The sequence below is a fragment of the Lactobacillus sp. OTU4228 genome (genome assembly GCF_001006945.1).
In the GTDB taxonomy this organism is placed as follows: Bacteria; Bacillota; Bacilli; order Lactobacillales; family Lactobacillaceae; genus Lactobacillus; species Lactobacillus amylovorus.
Window position 1 is genome coordinate 1 of the sequence record NZ_CDLD01000023.1, and the last position, 21,004, is coordinate 21,004.

Annotated in this window: 18 protein-coding genes and 4 pseudogenes; 9 read left to right on the plus strand and 13 right to left on the minus strand. The window is 35.0% G+C overall.

Annotated features, from left to right (window positions below):
• From BN1206_RS05145 to BN1206_RS05165, 5 genes are all read right to left on the minus strand, one after another.
• Nucleotides 1–1,202 (minus strand): DUF5906 domain-containing protein (locus tag BN1206_RS05145; RefSeq protein WP_052543006.1); only part of this gene is annotated, 1,202 nt, incomplete at its 3' end.
• Between the two features lie 2 nt (nucleotides 1,203–1,204).
• Nucleotides 1,205–2,053, minus strand: a complete 849-nt coding sequence (locus tag BN1206_RS05150) for a bifunctional DNA primase/polymerase (RefSeq protein ID WP_052543007.1) — start codon at nucleotides 2,051–2,053, stop codon at nucleotides 1,205–1,207.
• Nucleotides 2,046–2,255 carry a hypothetical protein gene (locus tag BN1206_RS05155; protein ID WP_052543008.1) on the minus strand — a complete coding sequence of 70 codons (210 nt, stop codon included), beginning with the start codon at nucleotides 2,253–2,255 and terminating at the stop codon, nucleotides 2,046–2,048. Before BN1206_RS05155 ends, BN1206_RS05150 begins: the two co-directional genes overlap by 8 nt.
• A 1,171-nt stretch (nucleotides 2,256–3,426) precedes the next feature.
• Complete coding sequence (locus BN1206_RS05160) at nucleotides 3,427–3,933, minus strand: terminase small subunit (protein ID WP_052543009.1); 507 nt, start codon at nucleotides 3,931–3,933, stop codon at nucleotides 3,427–3,429.
• Nucleotides 3,934–3,969: 36 nt separating this feature from the next.
• Nucleotides 3,970–4,353 (minus strand): hypothetical protein, encoded by a 384-nt coding sequence (locus BN1206_RS05165; RefSeq protein WP_156172735.1) that lies wholly within the window; start codon nucleotides 4,351–4,353, stop codon nucleotides 3,970–3,972.
• On the opposite strand from BN1206_RS05165, the pseudogene BN1206_RS05170 reads away from it, so the two are divergent.
• Nucleotides 4,353–5,759 (plus strand): annotated as a pseudogene (locus tag BN1206_RS05170) (DEAD/DEAH box helicase); the annotation flags it as partial. The gene BN1206_RS05165 and the pseudogene BN1206_RS05170 sit on opposite strands and share 1 nt — an antisense overlap.
• A 137-nt stretch (nucleotides 5,760–5,896) precedes the next feature.
• On the opposite strand, the gene plsY reads toward BN1206_RS05170, so the two are convergent.
• Nucleotides 5,897–6,526 (minus strand): glycerol-3-phosphate 1-O-acyltransferase PlsY, encoded by a 630-nt coding sequence (gene plsY, locus BN1206_RS05175; RefSeq protein WP_013438000.1) that lies wholly within the window; start codon nucleotides 6,524–6,526, stop codon nucleotides 5,897–5,899.
• A gap of 96 nt (nucleotides 6,527–6,622) precedes the next feature.
• Here plsY and parE point away from each other — a divergent pair, with 96 nt between their 5' ends.
• The 6 genes from parE (at nucleotide 6,623) to BN1206_RS05205 (ending at nucleotide 14,351) form a co-directional block, all read left to right on the plus strand.
• A complete protein-coding gene (gene parE / locus BN1206_RS05180) occupies nucleotides 6,623–8,569 on the plus strand; it encodes a DNA topoisomerase IV subunit B (protein WP_013438001.1) in 1,947 nt (648 codons plus the stop codon).
• A 17-nt stretch (nucleotides 8,570–8,586) separates the two neighbouring features.
• Complete coding sequence (parC, locus tag BN1206_RS05185; protein WP_052543011.1) at nucleotides 8,587–11,043, plus strand: DNA topoisomerase IV subunit A; 2,457 nt, start codon at nucleotides 8,587–8,589, stop codon at nucleotides 11,041–11,043.
• Between the two features lie 149 nt (nucleotides 11,044–11,192).
• Nucleotides 11,193–12,158, plus strand: coding sequence for a LysR family transcriptional regulator (locus BN1206_RS05190; protein ID WP_014565883.1), 966 nt, complete (start codon nucleotides 11,193–11,195; stop codon nucleotides 12,156–12,158).
• Nucleotides 12,159–12,184: 26 nt separating this feature from the next.
• On the plus strand, nucleotides 12,185–13,120 hold the full coding sequence (locus BN1206_RS05195; protein WP_013438004.1) for a manganese-dependent inorganic pyrophosphatase: 936 nt from the start codon (nucleotides 12,185–12,187) through the stop codon (nucleotides 13,118–13,120).
• 229 nt (nucleotides 13,121–13,349) lie between these two features.
• Nucleotides 13,350–13,724, plus strand: coding sequence for a glycosyl-4,4'-diaponeurosporenoate acyltransferase CrtO family protein (locus BN1206_RS05200; RefSeq protein ID WP_231575976.1), 375 nt, complete (start codon nucleotides 13,350–13,352; stop codon nucleotides 13,722–13,724).
• Nucleotides 13,725–13,751: 27 nt separating this feature from the next.
• Complete coding sequence (locus BN1206_RS05205; RefSeq protein ID WP_013438006.1) at nucleotides 13,752–14,351, plus strand: peptidylprolyl isomerase; 600 nt, start codon at nucleotides 13,752–13,754, stop codon at nucleotides 14,349–14,351.
• Between the two features lie 50 nt (nucleotides 14,352–14,401).
• Here the strand turns inward: BN1206_RS05205 and BN1206_RS05210 are convergent, their stop codons facing one another.
• On the minus strand, nucleotides 14,402–14,755 hold the full coding sequence (locus BN1206_RS05210) for a helix-turn-helix domain-containing protein (RefSeq protein ID WP_013438007.1): 354 nt from the start codon (nucleotides 14,753–14,755) through the stop codon (nucleotides 14,402–14,404).
• A 277-nt stretch (nucleotides 14,756–15,032) separates the two neighbouring features.
• On the opposite strand from BN1206_RS05210, the pseudogene BN1206_RS05215 reads away from it, so the two are divergent.
• Both BN1206_RS05215 and BN1206_RS05220 read left to right on the plus strand, forming a co-directional pair.
• Nucleotides 15,033–16,052: pseudogene (locus BN1206_RS05215) on the plus strand (IS256 family transposase).
• A gap of 149 nt (nucleotides 16,053–16,201) precedes the next feature.
• Complete coding sequence (locus BN1206_RS05220) at nucleotides 16,202–16,912, plus strand: YoaK family protein (RefSeq protein WP_013438008.1); 711 nt, start codon at nucleotides 16,202–16,204, stop codon at nucleotides 16,910–16,912.
• A gap of 1,405 nt (nucleotides 16,913–18,317) precedes the next feature.
• On the opposite strand, the gene BN1206_RS05225 is transcribed toward BN1206_RS05220, so the two are convergent.
• The 6 genes and pseudogenes from BN1206_RS05225 to BN1206_RS05250 all read right to left on the minus strand — a co-directional run bounded on the left by BN1206_RS05225 (nucleotide 18,318) and on the right by BN1206_RS05250 (nucleotide 20,760).
• Nucleotides 18,318–18,572 (minus strand): GlsB/YeaQ/YmgE family stress response membrane protein, encoded by a 255-nt coding sequence (locus BN1206_RS05225; RefSeq protein ID WP_052543012.1) that lies wholly within the window; start codon nucleotides 18,570–18,572, stop codon nucleotides 18,318–18,320.
• Between the two features lie 188 nt (nucleotides 18,573–18,760).
• A complete protein-coding gene (locus BN1206_RS10085) occupies nucleotides 18,761–19,273 on the minus strand; it encodes an alpha/beta hydrolase (RefSeq protein WP_231575975.1) in 513 nt (170 codons plus the stop codon).
• A gap of 67 nt (nucleotides 19,274–19,340) precedes the next feature.
• Nucleotides 19,341–19,529: a hypothetical protein gene (locus BN1206_RS05235; protein ID WP_052543013.1), complete on the minus strand. Its 189-nt coding sequence runs from the start codon at nucleotides 19,527–19,529 to the stop codon at nucleotides 19,341–19,343.
• A 26-nt stretch (nucleotides 19,530–19,555) separates the two neighbouring features.
• Nucleotides 19,556–19,865, minus strand: a pseudogene (locus tag BN1206_RS05240) (uridine kinase); the annotation flags it as partial.
• A gap of 53 nt (nucleotides 19,866–19,918) precedes the next feature.
• Complete coding sequence (locus BN1206_RS05245; RefSeq protein ID WP_052543014.1) at nucleotides 19,919–20,371, minus strand: GNAT family N-acetyltransferase; 453 nt, start codon at nucleotides 20,369–20,371, stop codon at nucleotides 19,919–19,921.
• 35 nt (nucleotides 20,372–20,406) lie between these two features.
• Nucleotides 20,407–20,760, minus strand: a pseudogene (locus BN1206_RS05250) (DUF6176 family protein).
• Between the last annotated feature and the right edge of the window lie 244 nt (nucleotides 20,761–21,004).

Below are 21,004 nucleotides of genomic sequence, written 5' to 3' on the forward strand. Positions count from 1 at the left end.
CTTCTATATAATTCGGCGTATTGATTATTAGGCTTTTCTTGTTCTTGCTTCAGTTGCTCGCAAAAAGCTTTAATACATTCAACCACAAACGCGCCGCGTTCATTGTAGATGGCTTTCATATCATACTTATTTTTAAAGTTGGGTATGTTGTGAGCATTTAAAATATAGGTTCTACGCTTCAGACCGTCTGAACTGTCTCTAAATGATGGCAACTCATTACATGCAAAAAGTAATTTTGCGTAATTGCTGAATCGTTCATCACTAGTGAACTTCCTAGCCATATTTAACGAACCACTACCGGTTAGAATCTTTAATTTACTTACATCATTGATAAAGTCGCCGGTAATATCATCATTGGTGTTAAGTCGCTTGTTGTGAAGTTCTGATAATGAAAAGTTTTTCCCGTTTGCTTCACTTCTAGCAATATCTTCAAGAGAAATATTAGCCACTTCATTGCGTGGGAATAAGTTTTCAATGTATCTAATTACGGTACTTTTACCGTCGCCGCCTTTGCCTTTGATAATTACAAAAGCTTGCACCAACTTATAAGTGGTGAAAAATGTATATCCAATATATTGCTTTAGCGTCAAAGCACTTTCTCCAAACGTCTCATTGAACCATTTATTAGTCAAAGGGGCTTTTTGAGTTAGTGCGTCTTTAATGGTGTAATCGCAAAAATCTGTAAAGAAGTCATTAGGTGAGGCTTCAGACACCGTTAAATTACCAGTTTCATCAAAGTAAAGAACACCATCTGCGAAAAGCATTTTGTTAGTTTTCATTTTGCCTATAGTTTGAGCCATAGGTACAGAATTTTTTTTCATATCTTCTTTGAATGATAAAAAAGAATCTTTTAATGCTTTAGCCGTCCAGATATTATGCTTTTTAAGTTCGTCGTCGATAACCGTACTAGTTAAATCAAAGTTGGCGGGTTGCCAAACGTTTTGAGTTTGCGCAATATCTTGTAAAGTGGTGTCGTCCGCGTATTCGTGCGTCAATGGCTTATATTCCCAAAACTTTGAAACATGTTCATTGTTAAAAAGTTTCCATTTATTCTTATTTTTTTCAAAAGCAACGTCGCCTAATTTTGCGGCTAATACTTTTCTTTTTGTTGAGTCTTCAGGGTCGACTTGAATCCAATCTACCGCCTTATTTTGCTTGTTTTTGTTATAAAGCACTCTTATACGTTCATCAATTTGTACCATAATTAAAAGCCGTCCTTTGCGTTCTTGCTTAATTCTCTTTGTAAAATGCTATTGAAAGTCTTTGATAATTCGCGTTCATCAAGCGGGGCGGGAACTTTTCGCCCTCCAATTTCGCGGTAAAATCGTTTATTTACAAACTCTAAAAGAGTGGCAATGCTGTCTAAATCTGCTCCAGTTCGTAAAAGTTTACCGGTTAAATATGCGATAGTGTCATTTCGTGAACCAACTTCATAAGAAGCGGCTAGTTCGTTAATTAAGTTACCCGTCCATGAAGTTGCCGCGAACTTGTCATTAGAATTGCCGTCTCGTAACGTGCCGCCACTAATTTGTTCTTTTTTGTCGTGTATTTCTTGTAAATAGTCGATTAAAGCAAGCGGCGCGGTTGTAAGTTTGAAAGGTTGTCCGGCGACGTATTTACCCTTAACGGAAACGCTAGGAGCTACAATCGCGTAAGAGTTTGGGTGTGCCTTAATGTCGATACCATCAAACAAACCAATCATTTGAAGTGGTTTTAAGCTGAAGTTTTCCGGTTTCTTGTATAAGAAGTGAATACCACCGGTGGGGGTAAATTCGGTATATGTTGGCGGTAATAGGTCTTTGGGTATGCTATCAAGTGCCTTTGTGCCGTCTACTCCATTGTGCTTATCTACATCAATAACAAAATGATTTACAGTCCTTAAAGCTATCATGTCGTTAGGGTGTAAGCCCCAGTGTTCTACAATTTGAGCTGAAGACATAGCCGGTTTGTCAGCAAAATTAATACACGGTTTTTTCCCGTCCGGTGCAATGGGAATCACGTAATAGCCGCGGCGCGCAAACTCTAACGCAATTTCAACCATTTTCTTACTCATTCATTACCACCACCTTTGAAAGTTTCTCCACGGTGGCTTTAATTCTTTGCTTGTCGCCGTCGTCTAATTCATGTTGTAGCCACATGCAGAAAGTGGCAGCTTGCATGTTCATCGCTTCAGCTACTTCATAGGTGAAAACGGGGCTTTGCTTTATTAGCTGTCTAATGTCAGCATTAGCCCGTTGTTTACGTCGTTTAATCATATAAACCCTCCTAATGCTGAAGACATAAAAAGAGCAATGGGCTTAAACGTTTAAACTTTCGCTTAATTCCATTGCTCTTGATACGTCTATATATCTAGTCCGCCCCTCAAAAAAGCGGGGGTTTATCATTGCACACTATTGGAGTCAATAAATTGTATAAACTCCACCCCTTGATTAAACGGGTTATACAATGTAATATATGTTACGTATTAAGAATTGGATTAAACCGGCGAAAAAAAGTTTAAACCAAAACACTACTTCCCGCGATTGTTGGCGCAATCGCGGTTTTTTATGTCTTCTTAATCGTTAAATTGCAAATTGAATAATAATACTAATTATCCAACGAATATCATACCTGAAAATAAAAACGTTCACAAGCCTACTCATTTATGCAATTTGTGTTAGGCGCATATTTTGAGCTTATGAGCGTTTTTCGTTTGTTTAAGTATAATTGTACGGGCGGTTTATTTTAACGGCTTCAGCGACTTATTAAGGGGCATGTTTTTTCTAAAATGCTAAGATATTAAAAAATCTTTTATACCACGGTTTAAAAAAATTTTTTATACAATCTTGCTTTCTTGAAAATAAAAAAAGTAGTGCCGTCACTTTCGACGGTACTACTTTGCGTTGCTTAACACCTATGATATAAATTATAGCATTCAATAAAAATAGTTCCACCATTGTTTTATTGTTCCGTCCGGTGGGACTATCGTGAGTCCATTTTACGCTTAAAACCCGTATAGGTTTAAAAACCTTGATTTAATAGGCTTTGTATCTTCCGTTAAAAGAGTGTTCCACGGGGGTAAAATATAGCAAGAATTAGCCAAAACCCTAGAGCCCCTAAGTTCTCCGCCTACCTATCATTAAAATTGGTATTTTAATACCTGCTAGAAACTAGTTTATTTTCTATTGTATTTTAGCCGCGGCAAGTTATCCAGTCTCACTGGTGAGCCGTACAGCCGTTTAAATTTGTTTTATGTATAATCTACCTAAAACTAGATAAAAGCCCGTAGCGGGCGAAAATAAGCCTTGTATGCTATTAACTAATGAGTAGCCACGGCGGCGCAATTAATAGTTTTGATATAATTATATTGTCGCTGTTCATGCTTTACCTATTTTCAAATTAAAGACACAAAAATAAACGCTCTACTAATGTGGGGCGTTTTTTTAGCTATACCATTGCTGTTTCAATCTTTTCAAGAATTGCGTCTAATTGCTTGTTGTCGTCCGCGCTCAACCTTTCAGCTACTAAAGCTTTAGCTTCTAGTATTCTCACTTCAGCTTTAACTTTTGCTAATTGAACTTTCTCACGTTCGTCAAGAGTCGGAAAACGTTTAAGGAGCTCTTTACAAGCGGCAATTTTATCGCGGTTGGTGGGGCGTTGTTGGACGGTTTCCGCACCGTTTGGAGTTGCCACGGTTATTTCTTCAAGTTCTTCACCCCGTGCAATACGGGACAATAATTCCAGTATTTCAGTAGCGTCAGCAATTTTGGCGCTTTTAATTTCGTCCATTTGAGCTTTAATATACTGTTTTACCTCAAGTTTCTTCAATAGTTGATTAGCCATTGAATAAGCTGTTTTTTTGCTATAACCCGCGGCAACGGCGGACTTTGTAGCATTACCGCTCTTTATATATTCGTCGCAAAACTTTAGCTGTTTATTGGTCAATTTAGCCATTTTGCTGCCACCTTTCTATTAATTTGTTTGATAAATCTAAATATAACCCCTCTTTTTACGTTTATTTTCTATAGATGATGTGCTTGTCAGTTCGCCGCGTTTAATAGCTTCTTTAGCTAAGTGAATACACTTATAAGCAAACGCGCCACGTTCTTCATTAATCTTATTCCAGTCTAAATTTTTATAATCTTTAATCGAGTTAAAGTCCACGACGACGACACGGCGTCCCCAACTCTTTGCGGTATCATCTACCTTTTTTAATGTCTCACTAGCAAACCACAATTTTGCCGTATTACAGAAAGGAATGGGAAGCTTTTTTAGGTCGAATGAACTTAAATCTACTAACCTCTTTAAATAATAGGTATTCATGCTTTCGGCGTTGGAATAATCTTCTACGGCGTTAATTGATTTACCGCACAACTCTTCAAAATACGCTGAGACCATATCAAAAAGCAGGATTTAACTGGCTTAGTACAATCATTAATTATAATTTTGGTGGTCTATTAGCAGATGAAATGGGACTAGGCAAGACTTTACAAGTTATTGCTGTGCTTTTAGCCAGAAAACAGCAACATAAGAGTAATCTACCGAGTTTAGTTATTGCACCAGCTTCCGTAATCTATAATTGGCAAGCTGAGATAAAGAAGTTTGCACCTGAGTTATCTGTTGGAGTATTGGGCGGCAGCAATGATGAACGACGCAATATGTTAGTACATCAAAATAAATATGATGTACTAATTACCTCATATCAATCGCTTAATCACGATCTAGAAGCTTATCACAACTTATCTTTTAATTTACAAATCTTAGACGAGGCACAAAATATTAAGAATCACCAGTCGATCACGGCTCAATCCGTTAAAGTTATTAAGGCACAACACAGATTAGCTCTAACAGGAACGCCAATTGAAAATAAGCTAAGTGAATTATGGAGTATTTTTGACTATCTAATGCCTGGCTTCTTGGGCTCTTATGTGGACTTCAAAAAGAAGTTTGAAGTACCTATCGTTAAAAAAGAAGATAAGGACCTAGAATCTGCATTAAGTGAGACAGTAGCTCCATTTATCTTGCGACGACTTAAGAAAGATGTTTTAAAGGATTTGCCTGCTAAAGACGAAGAGGTTATTCCTATCAAGATGAACCAAAAACAGGCTGGTCTATATCATCTGCAGATGAATAAAATTATTGCCCAATTAAATGGACAAGACGATGATGATTTTAAAAAGTTTCGTTTTCAGATTTTGGCACAAATTACTAAATTACGAGAGATCTGCTGTGATCCGCATCTTTTATATGATAATTACCATGGCAAATCCGATAAATTAAAAGCGACTATTGATTTAATAAAGAGCAATCTAGAAAACGGACATAAGATTTTACTGTTCTCCCAATTCACTTCTATGCTAGATATTTTGCAAGAGAAACTAGCGAAATTAAAGGTGCCCACTTTTATGCTTACTGGATCTACGCCAAAAGAGAAGAGGCAGGAAGATATTCAACACTTTAATTCATTAAAGCAGCCTGGTGTCTTTTTGATCTCTCTTAAGGCTGGGGGAACTGGTATTAATTTAACTAGTGCTGATGTAGTTATTCATTATGATCCATGGTGGAATATAGCAGCAGAGAATCAAGCAACAGATCGAGCACACAGAATAGGGCAAAAGAATTCTGTTAAAATTTATAAGATGGTCACGCAAGATACAATAGAAGAACGGATTATCAAGTTGCAGCAAAAGAAAGCAGAACTTGCACAAGCAATACTAAACAATAAAGATATGGCTAATGCTGCAATGAATAGAGAAGATCTACTTAAACTGCTAAAATAAAAGAATAGCTTATAGTTATATCTTTCTTAATTTATGCTTTTTATTCTTGCGAACGATTGTTTGTATAAGTATAATAATTTATGTAACAAAAAACCAACAAGTTAAACACTTGCTGGTTTTATATTTTGCTTATTAGTTTATTTAGCATGTTTCTTTTTGTACCAGTAATATAAACCAAACGGTACCATGTTTTCTTGGTGGTGTTCGATTCGGCTAATATTGCTTCTATGGCTCCAGTAGATTAAGACTACAAGCAATCCACTGATAATGCTTAAAGCAATGTCGTGGAAAAAGAACGAAGCGATAAAGATTAGGACCACTGAGATTAAGCTGGTTAATGAGACCATACTTGTGATAAACAAGACAGGGAAGAATATTGCTGCACAAATCAAGAAGAAATGTACATTGTATCCTAATAGAAAACCTGCTGAAGTTGCAACAGCCTTCCCTCCCTTGAATTTCAAGAATACAGGGAAAGCATGACCTAATATTGCAGCTAAACCAAAAATAAGGCAAAGATAATGTGGACCTAAGTTAAAAATGACAGGAATCAATGTAGCTAGCGTTCCTTTAAAAAAATCAACTAAGAACACGATGATGCCTGCTACAGGACCTAGAACTCTAAATGTATTTGTAGTCCCGATATTTCCTGAACCGTATTTTCTAATGTCTTTATGGAAAAAGGTTTTTCCAACTAATATACCTGTCGGAAACGATCCGAGCAAATATGCTAAAATAAACAACGATGCAAATTTTAATGCAAACATATTTAACAACTCCTATTAATCTATCGCTATTTTAGCAAAGATTATCTTTTAAATATATGGTAGTTGCTGAATTTATGAACAAGTGGAGGAATTTTAGTGGCAAAAGCTAATACTTATGATGATTCTTCAATTCAAATCTTACATGGACTAGAAGCAGTCCGTAAAAGACCTGGTATGTATATTGGTTCAACTGATATACACGGTCTTAATCAACTAGTTTATGAAATTGTCGATAACTCAGTCGACGAAGCAATGGCTGGTTTTGGTAAAGAAATTGATGTAACGATCCATAAAGACAATAGTGTTACTGTAAGAGACTTTGGACGTGGCATGCCTACAGGGATGCACAAGTCTGGTAAGCCAACAATTGAAGTTATCTTAACTGTACTTCATGCAGGTGGTAAATTTACCGAACAGAACTATAAGACATCAGGTGGGCTTCACGGTGTAGGTTCATCAGTTGTTAATGCTCTTTCAAGTTATATGAAAGTAAGAGTGGTTCGTGATGGCAAGGCCTATGAAGAAGAATTTAAAAATGGCGGTCATCCTGTTGGTACACTTAAATGCGTTGGTAAAACAAAAGATAAGACAGGTACAACTATTACTTTCAAACCTGATCAAACTATCTTTTCAACTACTAAGTATAAATACGAGACAATTCAAGAACGAATTCGTGAATCTGCATTTTTACTTAAGGGTGTTAAATTTGTTTTAACAGATGAACGTGAACCAGAACATCATGATGTTTTCCAATATGATGATGGGATTAAGTCATTTGTTTCCTACCTTAATGAAGGAAAAGGAACAATCAGTGACGTTTTCTATTTTGAAGGAAAACAAGATGGCATGGAAATTGAATTTGCTGGTCAATATAGTGACGGCTATTCAGAAAATTTAGTTTCATTTGTTAACAATGTACGTACTGGAGACGGTGGTACCCATGAATCTGGTGCGCGTAGTGGGTTTACTAGAGCTTTTAACGATTATGCTAAAAAGCAAGGTTTACTTGGCAAAAAGGATAAGAATATTGATGGATCCGACTATCGTGAAGGCTTAAGTGCGGTATTGTCAGTAAAGATTCCGGAAGAATTACTTGAATTTGAAGGACAGACTAAGGGTAAGCTAGGTACGCCCCAAGCACGTTCTGCGGTTGATTCACTTGTATATGAAAAGATGTCTTACTATCTCATGGAAAATGGTGAGTTAGCTCAGGAATTGGTTAAGAAGGCTCAACGAGCTAGGGATGCACGTGAAGCCGCTAAAAAAGCTAGAGATGAAAGCAGAAACGGCAAAAAGAGACGTAAGAAGGAAGTTCTTTCTGGTAAACTTACCCCTGCTCAATCACGTAATCCTAAGAAAAATGAGCTATTCCTAGTAGAAGGGGACTCTGCCGGTGGTTCAGCAAAACAAGGTAGAGATAGACGCTTCCAAGCTATTCTTCCTCTTCGTGGTAAGGTCTTGAATACTCAAAAGGCTAAATTGCAAGATATCTTCAAGAATGAAGAAATTAACACAATGATCTATACCATTGGTGCGGGGGTCGGAACAGAATTTAATGTAGATGACTCTAATTATGACAAAGTTATTATCATGACTGACGCCGATGATGATGGTGCTCACATTCAAATTTTGTTATTGACTTTCTTCTACCGCTACATGCGCCCGATGATCGAGAAGGGTAAAGTTTATATTGCTTTGCCACCTCTTTATCGTCTGCAAAAAGGTCGTGGCAAAAAGAGTAAGATCCAATATGCTTGGACTGATGAAGAACTAGCAGAAGACGAAAAGAAAATGGGTCGCGGATACTCCTTACAAAGATTTAAGGGACTTGGTGAAATGAATGCTGAACAGCTTTGGCAAACAACCATGGATCCTGAATCTAGAATGTTGATTAGAGTAAAAATCGATGATGCTGCTTTAGCCGAGAGAAGAGTAACTACCTTAATGGGCGACAAAGTTGCTGCAAGAAGAAAATGGATTGAAGAAAATGTCAAATTCAGAATGGGCGAAGACGGCTCAATTCTAGAATCTGAAGATGAATAAAGAAGGTTTTTAATTTAATGGCCACAAAAGAACGAATTCGCGAAATGCCCCTTGAACAAGTTATGGGTGAGCGTTTCGGAAGATATTCTAAATATATTATTCAAGAACGTGCGTTGCCAGATATTCGTGATGGTTTAAAACCCGTACAGCGTCGTATTTTATACGCAATGTACCAGGATGGAAATACCTACGACAAGCCATTTAAAAAGGCAGCTAAAGCTGTCGGAAACATCATGGGTAACTTCCACCCACACGGTGATAGTTCTATTTATGGTGCTTTAGTTCACTTGTCTCAAGATTGGAAGATGCGTGAACCATTAGTAGAAATGCACGGTAACAATGGTTCAATGGATGGTGATGGACCAGCCGCAATGCGTTATACCGAATCTCGTTTAAGCAAGATTTCAAATATGCTTTTACAAGATATTGATAAAGACACTGTCAATATGGTTCTCAACTTCGATGATACCGAATATGAACCAACTGTATTACCAGCACGTTTCCCTAATTTATTAGTTAACGGTTCAACCGGTATTTCAGCAGGATATGCCACTGAGATTCCACCTCACAATTTAGGAGAAGTTATCGATGCCACAATTTATTTATTAAAGCATCCTAATGCAACTCTTGAGGACTTGATGAAATACGTTAAGGGACCAGATTTTCCTACAGGTGCCATCATTATGGGCACCAAGGGGATCAAAGAAGCATACAAGACTGGTCGCGGTCGTATTCAAGTTCGTGCAAAAACAAGCATTCAAGATATCCGTGGACACCGTCAAGAAATTGTAGCTACTGAAATTCCATTTGATGTTAATAAATCTCTTCTTGTAAAGAAAATCGATGAAATCCGCTTAAACAAGGAAATCGATGGTATTGCAGAAGTCCGTGATGAAACTGACCGTCATGGTTTATCAATCGTAATTGAATTGAAGAAAGATACTGATGCACAAAACATCTTAAACTACTTGTTTAAGAATACTGATTTGCAAGTATCTTATAACTTCAATATGGTTGCAATTGACCACATGACACCAGTTCAAGTAGGGTTAAAGCATATTCTAATTTCATACTTGGAACATGAAGTTGACGTTGTTACTAAGCGTACTAAATTCGATTTAAACAAGGCTGAAGCTCGTTTAGAAATTATCCAAGGTTTAATTCACGCAATGGATATCTTGGATCAAGTAATTAAGACTATTCGTGCATCTAAGAACAAAGCTGATGCCAAGAAGAATTTAATTGCTAAATACAAATTCACTGAAAAGCAAGCTGAAGCTATCGTTTCTTTACAACTTTACAGATTAACCAATACTGATGTAAACGAATTGATTGCTGAACAAGATAAGCTCAATAAGTTAGCTGAAAAATACCGCAAACTTTTGTCTGACCGTAAGACCCTTGAAAAAGAAATAATCAAGGAACTTTCAGCAGTAAAGAAAGAATTCAGCAACCCTCGTCGTACTCAAATCTCTCAAGAAAGTGCCAAAGTTGAAATTGATGAAAAGGCATTAGTAACTGATGAACAAGTACGTGTCTTGATCAGTCGTGATGGCTATCTCAAGCGCTCATCTATCAGATCATATCAGTCAACAGATGATGCGGATAATGGTTTGCCTGATGGTGACAAGGTAGTTTATGAAAACACAATATCGACATTATCTAATCTTTATCTGTTTACCAACCGAGGCAATGTGATTTATCGTCCAGTTCATGAATTAGTCGAAGCTAAATGGAAAGAAACAGGACAACACTTGTCTCAAGAAATAGGTCTAGATAATGACGAAAAGATCATTCGTGTATTTGTTTTAGACAAGTTGAGCGCAAATATCAATTTCTTGTTGGCTACAAATGATGGCTATATCAAACAATTGAAACTTGCTAACTTGCAGCCTACGAGAACTTACAAATCTCGTGCTATGACCGCAATCAAATTAAAGAATAAGGATAGCCTATTAGTTGGTGTAGATGCCGTTAAACCTGATGCTAAAAAGGAAATTACCTTATTTACTCATCGGGCTTATGCAATTAGATATGATATAAGTGAAATTCCTACATCAGGTTCTAAGGCTGTGGGTGTTAAATCAGCCAATCTTAAAGAAGACGACTATATCGTAAATTATGTATTAGTTGATAATAAATATGTTGATTTAATGCATGTCGGTTTGATTACTCAGCGTGGTGCATTTAAGCAGTTCAAATTAAAATTGGTTAATAAAGTGTCTAGAGCTAAACGAGGCGTCTTAGTATTGCGTGAATTAAAGACTAAGCCACATAGAATCGCTGCCTTGGTACCATATGCTCAAGATCATGTATTGCATATTACAACAACTAGTGATCGTCACGTTAAGATTCAAACTAATGAATATCCTTTAGGCGATCGATACTCAAATGGTTCATTCGTCATCGATACAACAACAGATGGAATCCCAACAAGTATTGAGTTAGGACGACCAATTAGTAGCCAAGATTAGTTTTTTATTATTAATTAGTTTCAACTTAGATATTTATAAATAGTGTTAAGACGTTTGTTTTGACACTATTTATTTTTGGATAGATAATGAAGATGGTTATAGGACACGGCTTATTATTAAATAATATTTTAGGAAAGAAGATAATTACTATGCCTAAAACAGATACTATACTTTCGGTCAAATCCTTACGTTACTTTTTACAATTGATTGACACCATGAACTACACTCAAGCTGCTCAAATTCTTGGTATCACTCAACCTGCATTAACCCAACAAGTCAAAAAATTGGAATATGCAATTGGTGCTCCTTTGTTTGGCCAAATGGGTAAGAAATTGTACTTAACTGAAGCAGGGAAGGAAATGGAGTCTGCCGCAGTTGAGCTATTGAGCACTATCAATGGTGTTATAAGTGACATTCAGGAATACACACAAGCCGACAAGGGTAATATTTCCGTTGGAGTTTTGGATACTCTGCAAGCTGATGTCTTTTACGAATTTCTACGCTTCTTCCACAGAAAATATCCAGAAGTTACTTTTTCAGTCGATTACTACGATAGAAAAGAGCTTTGGCGTAGACTCGACACTAATTTAATAGATCTAGCAATTATGTATTTGCCAGATAACACCAAGAAAGAAGAAACTAATTTGCGTCATCAATACAATCACCATGACATTTCTTCTGATCGCTTAGTTGTTTTAACACACAAGACAACTGTAGAAGCAGGTGAAACTTATCCAGTATCACGCTTCATCAACAGAAAATGGATTGCATATCCAGATGACTTTTACGTAACTCACTTAATGTACGAGCTATTTGGTAAAAAGCACAAACCAGATATTTCTATGGAGATTGCTTCTACTAAAGAAATGGTCCAAATGGCAGAAGTAACAGACTACGATACTTATGTTACCCAATCATACTATGACGTCCACAAAGATGAAATCAGTTTAACTCCTATTTACTTACAAGGAGAGCATGATTTCCATATTTCTTATGTCTACCGTAAGGGTAAGTTAGAAATTCCAAGAATGGAAAATATGCTAAAAGAATTTGAAATGTTCTTGGATAAACGCTTAGATTCTAGTAGACTATTAAGAGAAGTAAAACAAAAATAAAGTTAGAAAAAGAGGCAATTAATTTAATGGAAAAAGAATTCGTTTTCGGACACCAAAATCCAGATACTGATGCTATCGGTACTGCTATTGCATTTTCATACTTGCAAAACAAGTTAGGCTACAATACTGAAGCTGTTGCTTTGGGTGAACCTAACGATGAAACAGCTTATGCTCTTAAGAAATTCGGTTTTAAAGCTCCTCGTGTGATTAAGGAAGCAGCACCCGAAGTTAAGGCAGTTATGTTAGTTGACCACAACGAACCACAACAAAGTGTTTCAGACATCGACAAGGTTAAGGTAACTCACGTAGTAGATCACCACAGAATTATGAACTTTAATACTGCTGATCCTTTGTACTACCGTGCAGAACCTAAGGGTTGTACTTCAACTATCGTTTGGAAGATGTTTAACGAAAACAACGTTGAAATTCCTGAAAAGCTTGCTGGTTTAATGCTCTCAGCTATTATTTCAGACACTTTGCTTCTTAAATCACCAACTACCACTGATGAAGATAAGGAAGCTGTAGAAGCTTTAGCTAAAATTGCTGGTGTTGACTACAAGGAATACGGTTTGGCAATGCTTAAGGCTGGTACTAACATCGACGACAAGTCAGAAGAAGATTTGATTGACTTAGATGCTAAGAGTTTTGAATTAAACGGCCACAATGTACGTGTTGCACAAATCAATGTTGTTGATTTAGCAGATGCTTTGAAACGTAAAGAAGATTTCTTGAAGGCTATGGAAGCTTCTTCAAAGGACAACAACTATGACATGTTTATGCTTTTAATTACCAACATCCTTGATTCAGACTCAGAAGCTTTGGTTGTAGGTAGTGACGAAACTAAGGCATTGTTTGAAAAGGCATTTAACACAAAGCTTGAAGATTCAGAAGTTAAATTGCCAGGTGTTGTATCACGTAAGAAGCAAGTTGTTCCACCACTTACTGATGCTTTCAACGCTTAAGTTAAAGTGGATGAATAAGAGGTAGTTGATATAACTGCCTCTTATTTTTATGTCAATTATGAAAAAACTATTTAACACAATAGTCATTATCAGTACGGCGTTAATGATACTAAGCTTTATCTTGTTTATTATTCATAAGGATAAACTGTCCATAGCCTTATTTGCGACGTTTATCACCATTTGGTATCATTTCTTCATGCGTTGGATTATTGGAAATGTAGTAGGGCCAATGTTATTAGGTGTGAATTCTAACAACAAATGGTTTCATCAAACCAAGATAGAAAATAAATTTTATCGCATATTGCACGTCAAAGATTGGAAAAAGTTTCTTCCAACTTATGACTCAACTTTATTCGATTTAAAAACTCAGAGCCTCGACGATATCATAAACAATATGTGTCAGGCAGAGCTTATTCATGAACTAATGTTTATATTTAGTTTGGTTCCAATTGCATTTTCAATTTACTTTGGTGATCTATACATTTTTGTACTTACATCAATTGTTGCAATGATGTTTGAACTTTGCTTCATAATCGTACAACGTTATAATAGAGAACGTTTGGTAAAACTAAATACTAAGCTAAAACGTAGACGTTCGCGTTAAATCAATTTTATAGAAAAGAGAATAAATATGGATTACCCACAATTAAACTTAAATAAGGTAGAAGGACCAAAAGCTACCATTAAGACTAATCACGGTGATATAAAAATTCAATTGTTCCCTGAACAAGCACCAATGACCGTTGAAAACTTTGTGCGATTGGCTCAAAAGGGATATTATGACAAAACAATTTTCCATCGAGTAATCAGCGACTTTATGATTCAAGGTGGAGATCCTGAAGGTAACGGTACTGGCGGAACAAGTATCTGGGATCACCCATTTGAAGATGAATTCTCTCAAGAATTATTTAACTTACGTGGTGCTTTATCAATGGCCAACTCAGGTCCTAATACTAATGGCAGCCAATTTTTCATTGTTCAAAACAAAAATATGCCTAAGCGCTATATTAAACAAATGGAACCAGCCGGTTATCCTAAGGAAATTATTCATGCATACAAGCAGGGTGGTACACCTTGGCTAGACGGTCGTCACACAGTCTTCGGCCAAGTTATTGATGGCATGGATGTAGTAGATGAAATTGCTAAGGTCAAGAAAAACAAGATGGATAAGCCATTAGAAGACGTTGTAATCAATACAATTGATACTGACGGTTCAATTTTGGAAGACTAACAAAATAAGAGCTATTGTCGATTATTTTGACAATAGCTCTTATTTTTCTTTTAGTTCATTTCCTTTAAAAGGACAATGAGTGATTTACACACACGTTCTGCCTTAGCGGCTGGTAATTTTCTTAATTCATTATTTACTTTTTGAATGAAAATAGGCGTATTATTCACTGGACCTTCGGGCTTTATCTTTTTAACGCGATAAGCGTTATTAATGATATCAGGTGTAGTAGTATTCAAAGCTCTTGCAATTGAATCAAGCTTTTGAATACTAATATTTTGATCCTTGGTCCTTTCCAAACGTGAAATAAAATTTACTGAAAGATCACTGAGTTCAGCAAGATCTTCCTGCGTGAGCTTTTGTTCACGTCTTCTACGGGAAATTTCTTCTCCTAAATTAATATTCACAAAGCATTCGATCCTTTCAAACTACTTATATTATTATGTGTATAGCTTATAAAAGATTAGGTGGAAAATGAATAAACTATTTTAATAGTATTAACTTGTATTATATTAAACATCAATATTGCTTTATTTATTGATTAAGCAAATTGAGACTGTAAAATGTTTTGTGTAAGGATGAATGATTCCTTAAAGTTATTTCTTTAAATATTAGAAAAAGGAGTTCCTTTCCCGTATGATTGATTTGAACACATAAAAACAATACGGAAAGAAGAACCCTTTCATGAATGATTTTACCAAAAATATAGCCCAAGCTCTATTCAATCAAGACAAAATTAATGATTTATTGCGTAAAGAATTACAACAAGCAGTTAATGACTTGTTAGAAGCTGAATTAACTGCTTTTTTAGGTTATAATCCTTATGCAAGAGGCGGCTGGAATACCGGCAATTCGGCGTAACTACCAGAGAGATAGCCGATTTAATTGAAAAGATGTATGGCAGCCATTACAGCCCAGCTCAGGTATCTAACATCTCCAAGCAGATGATTCCAAAAGTTGAGGCCTATCATCAGCGCAAACTCAGTGACAAGTTCTTCTGCGTTTATCTAGACGCTACCTACGTTCCTCTGCGCCGAGAAACTTTTGAACGTGAAGCTGTTTACATTGCCATTGGTATCAAGCCTAACGGGCGCAAAGAAGTTATTGACTACTGCATTGCGCCCAATGAAAACATTGAAGTCTGGACGGAGCTGCTCTAAAGCATGAAGTCTCGCGGCTTAGAGTAAGTAGAGCTTTTTCTTTCAGATGGCGTTGTGGGCATGAAGACAGCACTGGCAAAGACCTATCCTCAAGCTCATTTCCAGCGTTGCTTGGTTCATGTCATGCGTAATATCTGCGCTAAAGTACGCGTGGAGGATCGCGAGGCAATTATGAACGAATTCAAGCAGATTCACCAGCAAGCCAATAAAGCAGCTGCTATTGATGTATTGCATGCCTTCTATGCCAAATGGAACAAGAGTTATAATCATGTCATAAGAAACCTGAAAGACATCGAGCCGGACCTGCTGGTCTTCTATAATTATCCTAAGCAGATCAGAGCTTCAATTTACTCTAACCAACATGATTGAATCTTTTAACAACGTCATTAAGCGCAAGGCTAAGCCTAAAGCAGAGTTTCCGACTGAACAGTCGCTTGATACTTTTATTGGCATCCAAGCAATGAGTTACAATGACCGCTACTTCAACCGAATTCACAAAGGCTTTGGTCAGGTTCAGGACACCTTAGAATCTTACTTTGATTAAATAAAGAATAAAAAATCAATCTATGAGAAAGATCTATTTACACAAAAGATTTGACAGTTTCAATCTCGTAGCCTCAACCTTTGAGGCTATTCTACCGCAAATAACATCTAATATTGTAAGACTAGGATTTTGAAGGATTGGGGATATTAATGAGTTTAAGAGGAAATTTGCGAGATATTTTTAATAGTGCTAAGCCAGCAGAATCAAGGCAATTAGCTTGTGCTTTAACTTTTTGCGGTGGTTTCATTGACGCTTATACATATATACAAAGGGGACACACATTATCCGCTGGTCAAACAGGGAACGTAATATTCTTTAGTTCAGCATTGGCTGATCATAATATTCCAGGAATGATCAATCGAGCAAGTACTTTTATAGCATTCACATTGGGATTGCTACTGGTTGGTCTTTTTCATAAATACGTAAAAAGTCACTATTGGAGAGTATTTTGTTTATTTCCAATTTTAATCATCTGTGTAGTTGTTGGATTTCTGCCTAAAAGTGTACCTAATTACTATATAGTGCCAGCAATTGCTTTTGGCTTGGCCGTTCAAAATGCTTCTTTCAGCAAAATTGAAGGTATGGGGTACAACAACGTCTTTACAACTGGTAATCTAAAAAAATCTGTAGTTGCTTGGAGCGCGTTTTTCTTTGGTGCAGATAAGAGTCAACATACAGCAGCTGTTAATTACATGATGCTAACAATTTCATTTATGGTTGGAGCAATCGTTTCAGCATTGTTGCAAAAGATTTGGGTTCTTAAAACAATTTGGATTGCGGTTGTATTATTGGCAGCAATTAATTTCATATATCTTTTGGCACTTAAATCAAATAATAAATTGAATTTCAAAAATGAATAGAATATTTAAATCATCTGTCTGTAATGCAGATGATTTTTTAGTTGATCGAAGAAAAGGGATAGCAAATAGCAGAAGAAAATGCTCCTATATATCTGCGTATAATTGATATTATGTAAAGCTACAACCAAAAAATATTATGCCTAGGAAAGTTATCAATCTCAAACTACTTTTTATTAGTTTAAAGAGCTTTTTAAAATTTACTTTTCATTTCGTAATTAATAAATCCTTCAGCATTTATATTTATTTTTTACTCAAACTAATTAAAACTTGATTTTACATTACCTTTATTTCTTATTTATAATTACTCTTCACTTTTTTATTGAGTTAAAAATTTAATGCTTTTTTGCATGTTGAGATCGCAATTCTAAGGCCAAGTTCATTTATTTTGACCATTAGTTGATAATTTAATTCAATTAACTTTTATATGCGCTCTGAGTAAAAAATATATTTAATTAAAATATTCGTATCACATTACTAATTACTAAAGAGTTCATCCATTTTAAATGTTAATTTACCAGGTTATCAAAAAATGCTGATTAATATATTTACAAATATCTATAATTACTGATATCAGAACAATATTTTGATTTAAATATAATCCTAATTTGTGTGATTTAAGCTAGACATCTAATCATGATAGCTAAACCAAAATAAGGAGTATTTGCTGACAGTTTTTAGAGTCAAGAATAGGTGTGTTTCAAAGAGATTGTAATAATTTTTAAAACACACCTACTTATCAAAGTAAAAGATTTTTGTATAAAATTTAAAATGATTTCTAGCACTACATAAAACAATAATTTTAATGATAGCAAGATAAACCTCTCTCCGAAATAAAGATTTTTATTGTTAAACATCAAAATTATTGTTAATAAGTAAAAAAATATTTTCTTTTATACCTATGTTTTTCACAACTACTTTTTAGTACTTTATAAAGATTTTAAATTTAGATTTGCTACCCTTATTATTTTCTACAATGCTCATGTTTAAATTATCTTTTCTACTCTTTTTATTTTGAGTAAATTTCATACTAAATTGTTCTTCTATATAACATAATGACTAGACTTACTGGTAATTTATCTAGCTAATATCAATTATGCATAAATTTAATGTTTTTAAACACATTTTTATAGTCTTTTTGAAGCTATTTATATCCAAAATACTACAATTTTTGACTATTTCAGCAAAAGTTTATTTAAAAATAAGAATCTGTAAGCAAATCACCAACTTTTTAAGGCTAAAAACTCAACTTGATAGCTTTTATAGAGTACTTTTATTTGTATCTCCCCTCCTCCATTGACTAGGGAGCAGGGAAAACATAAATAAAAAGCCCGAAATGACAATAAAGCAATCAAATTCAGGCTTTTCTTACTAGTACTAGCAAATTTATTCAGATGAAATTATTCTCTTATGCAGTATGGAATTTGCTGACAACGAAGGCCACAATGATTACCAAAATTACTGCACCTAAAATAGATGGAACAATTGCCATACCTGCTACCTGTGGTCCCCATTCACCCAGAAGGGCTTGTCCCAATGAAGAACCAATCAAGCCAGCTAAAATATTAGCAATCCAATTCATTGATCTGCCGTGACCTGCTAAAGCCCCAGCAATCAGACCAATTACACCGCCGACAATCAATACCCAAATCCAATGTAGCATTTTGATCACCTTTGCTTTCTTGCAACATCTATATTTATAAATAATTTAATTAAGTTAAGCGCTTATTCTTAATTATTTATATTTTATAAAACGCTATAGCTTTTGTCACTAATTGTATTCTACAAAACTATTAGTCTTATGTTTTTCTTTAGCTTTTGGACATTAAAATTGATCTTCATTTTCAAAGATTATTTGCTTAAACTAATCAAAATATCAGCAATTTCATGAGGATACTCCCACTGAATGTAATGAAAAGTCCCCATTGGTATAATTTTGGATTCAGAATTTTGGTTAAAGTATTCAGATCTTTCATATTCGCTCATTCGATACTTCTCAGTAATGATTATCGTTGGAATAGAGTCATTCTTAAACCAAAAGACATCTTTTTTCATAGCATTCATTATATGTTGGTCATCTTGATCATTGAAATGAGCTTCATTCTTTTCTGTTGTTTGCCAAAAAGTCTTTGCTTCTGTTTCTGAAAATAGATCAAATATTTTTTGATGAATAAACTTTTCAGAAATAGTTTCATTTTTATTTCTTTCCAAATAAGCTTTTTCTTGTGGTGGATTTAGAATAATTTCTCGATCAGTTGGCTCTATACCTACAAAGGCTTTCAAATTTTTAACTTTATCTCTCACTTGAAATGCATATACTCCGCCAATACTATGAGCTAAGATAATAACATTCTTTGCATTCAATTTATTTATTATTTTAGCTATCGCATTAGCTTCATCAGTAATAGAATACGATTTTATTGATTTACCACTATAGCCAAGTGTTTAAAAAATCAGGTGCAAAAATTTCAAAGTCTTTTGGTAAATATTTAAGTACTTGGGAGAAGTTCTGAACTGTATCAAAGCTGCCGAAACAGTTTAAAAGTACAATTAATGGTTCTCCAGTTCTAAAAGCATACTCAATTTGTCCCAGCTCGGTATTTTCTTTTTGAATTTGCATTTGATATTAACTTTTCCCTTTCAGTTTTATGTCTTCATTATAGTATTTATTTCATCTTCTAAACTCAGATTACGCCTGAAGATCTTTTCTGGTAAGAACCCAATATAATCTTTTTCATTCCACCACGAGTGCACTTTTTTCACCAAAAGATGCTTCATGTCGTTCTTGATGACGTTTCATTATTTCTTCGAAAGGTATATCAAAGTAATAAGCATAAATCTGTTGATCAAATAGTTCCTGCGCTTTTTTGAACAAAGATGCATACCATTTTGCATTCAAAATTCCTTCAAGGATAACATAATCACAATTTTTATAGCCATAAATTAATAAATCTTCTGCCTGAATTACCACGTAAAATGATTAGTTTAGTCAAAGTCAACACTTTCTTCCTAGTTTAGCTTCATTTTATCTTGAGAAAAATCCACGGGATAAGCATCAGACCATTTTTCAGTAACCGAATCAATCACTTGGAAGCCAAATTTTTGATAGAGTCTTTTTGCTTTTAGATTATGCGTGAACACATCTAACTGTACTGGACGATTTAGATCTAACAACACTCTTTTCATCAATACTGTACCAATTCCCTGACCTTGTTTGTCTGGGTCAACATACAAAAATTCTAAATGATGAGGTTTGGCTCCTACAAAACCAACTAATTTTTGACGCTCTACAGCAATGTAAATTCTACAAGATAAGAAATAATCTAGATATGGTGCATTCCTTAAAGAAACAAAAACAGCTTCTAAATTCTCATTTTTTAACTCCTGCATTCTACCTTTGTCCATTACCTGACAAAGCTGGTTAAAGTATTTTTGTTGATATAGAAAAATTTGAAAGGTCATTTTTATCTCCTAACAATTGCTTTAATTCATAAACTTCATTTCTTCTGGATTACTTTATCTATTATTGGTGCAATCAAATTCTCTTCTAAATCCATATCTACAGGATGATAGCTTTCATCAATACATTCATCCCAATATTCTAAGTGTTTTTTATCAATGTAACTCTCTGATTCTTCTACCGTTTGTCCGCCTTCACCTTGTAGAGAGTACCAATAAAAATAAGTATAACCATCTGAATTTTTCTCTTTAAACACATTTTCAACATACATACGCTCACCTGCCATGGTTGCTACTGTATCTTCATGATGACTATTCAAGAAATCCATTCATTCTTGAGCTTTAGTTTCTTTACCTTTTTTAATTCTAAAACGTGTTAATTCAACTTTCATTGTTCTAATATCCTAACTAATATTTTTTATTCTAAATATATTGTGTTGATCTGTTTTTCCAATTAATATCAAAATCGATCACTGGAGACCGTAAAATAGTTTGTGTAAGGATGAATAATTCCTTAAATTAATTTCTTAAAACATTAGAAAAAGGAGTTCCTTTCTCGTATGATTGGTTTGAACAAAAAAACACATACAGAAAGAAGAACTCCTTCATGAATGATTTTACCAAAAATATGGCACA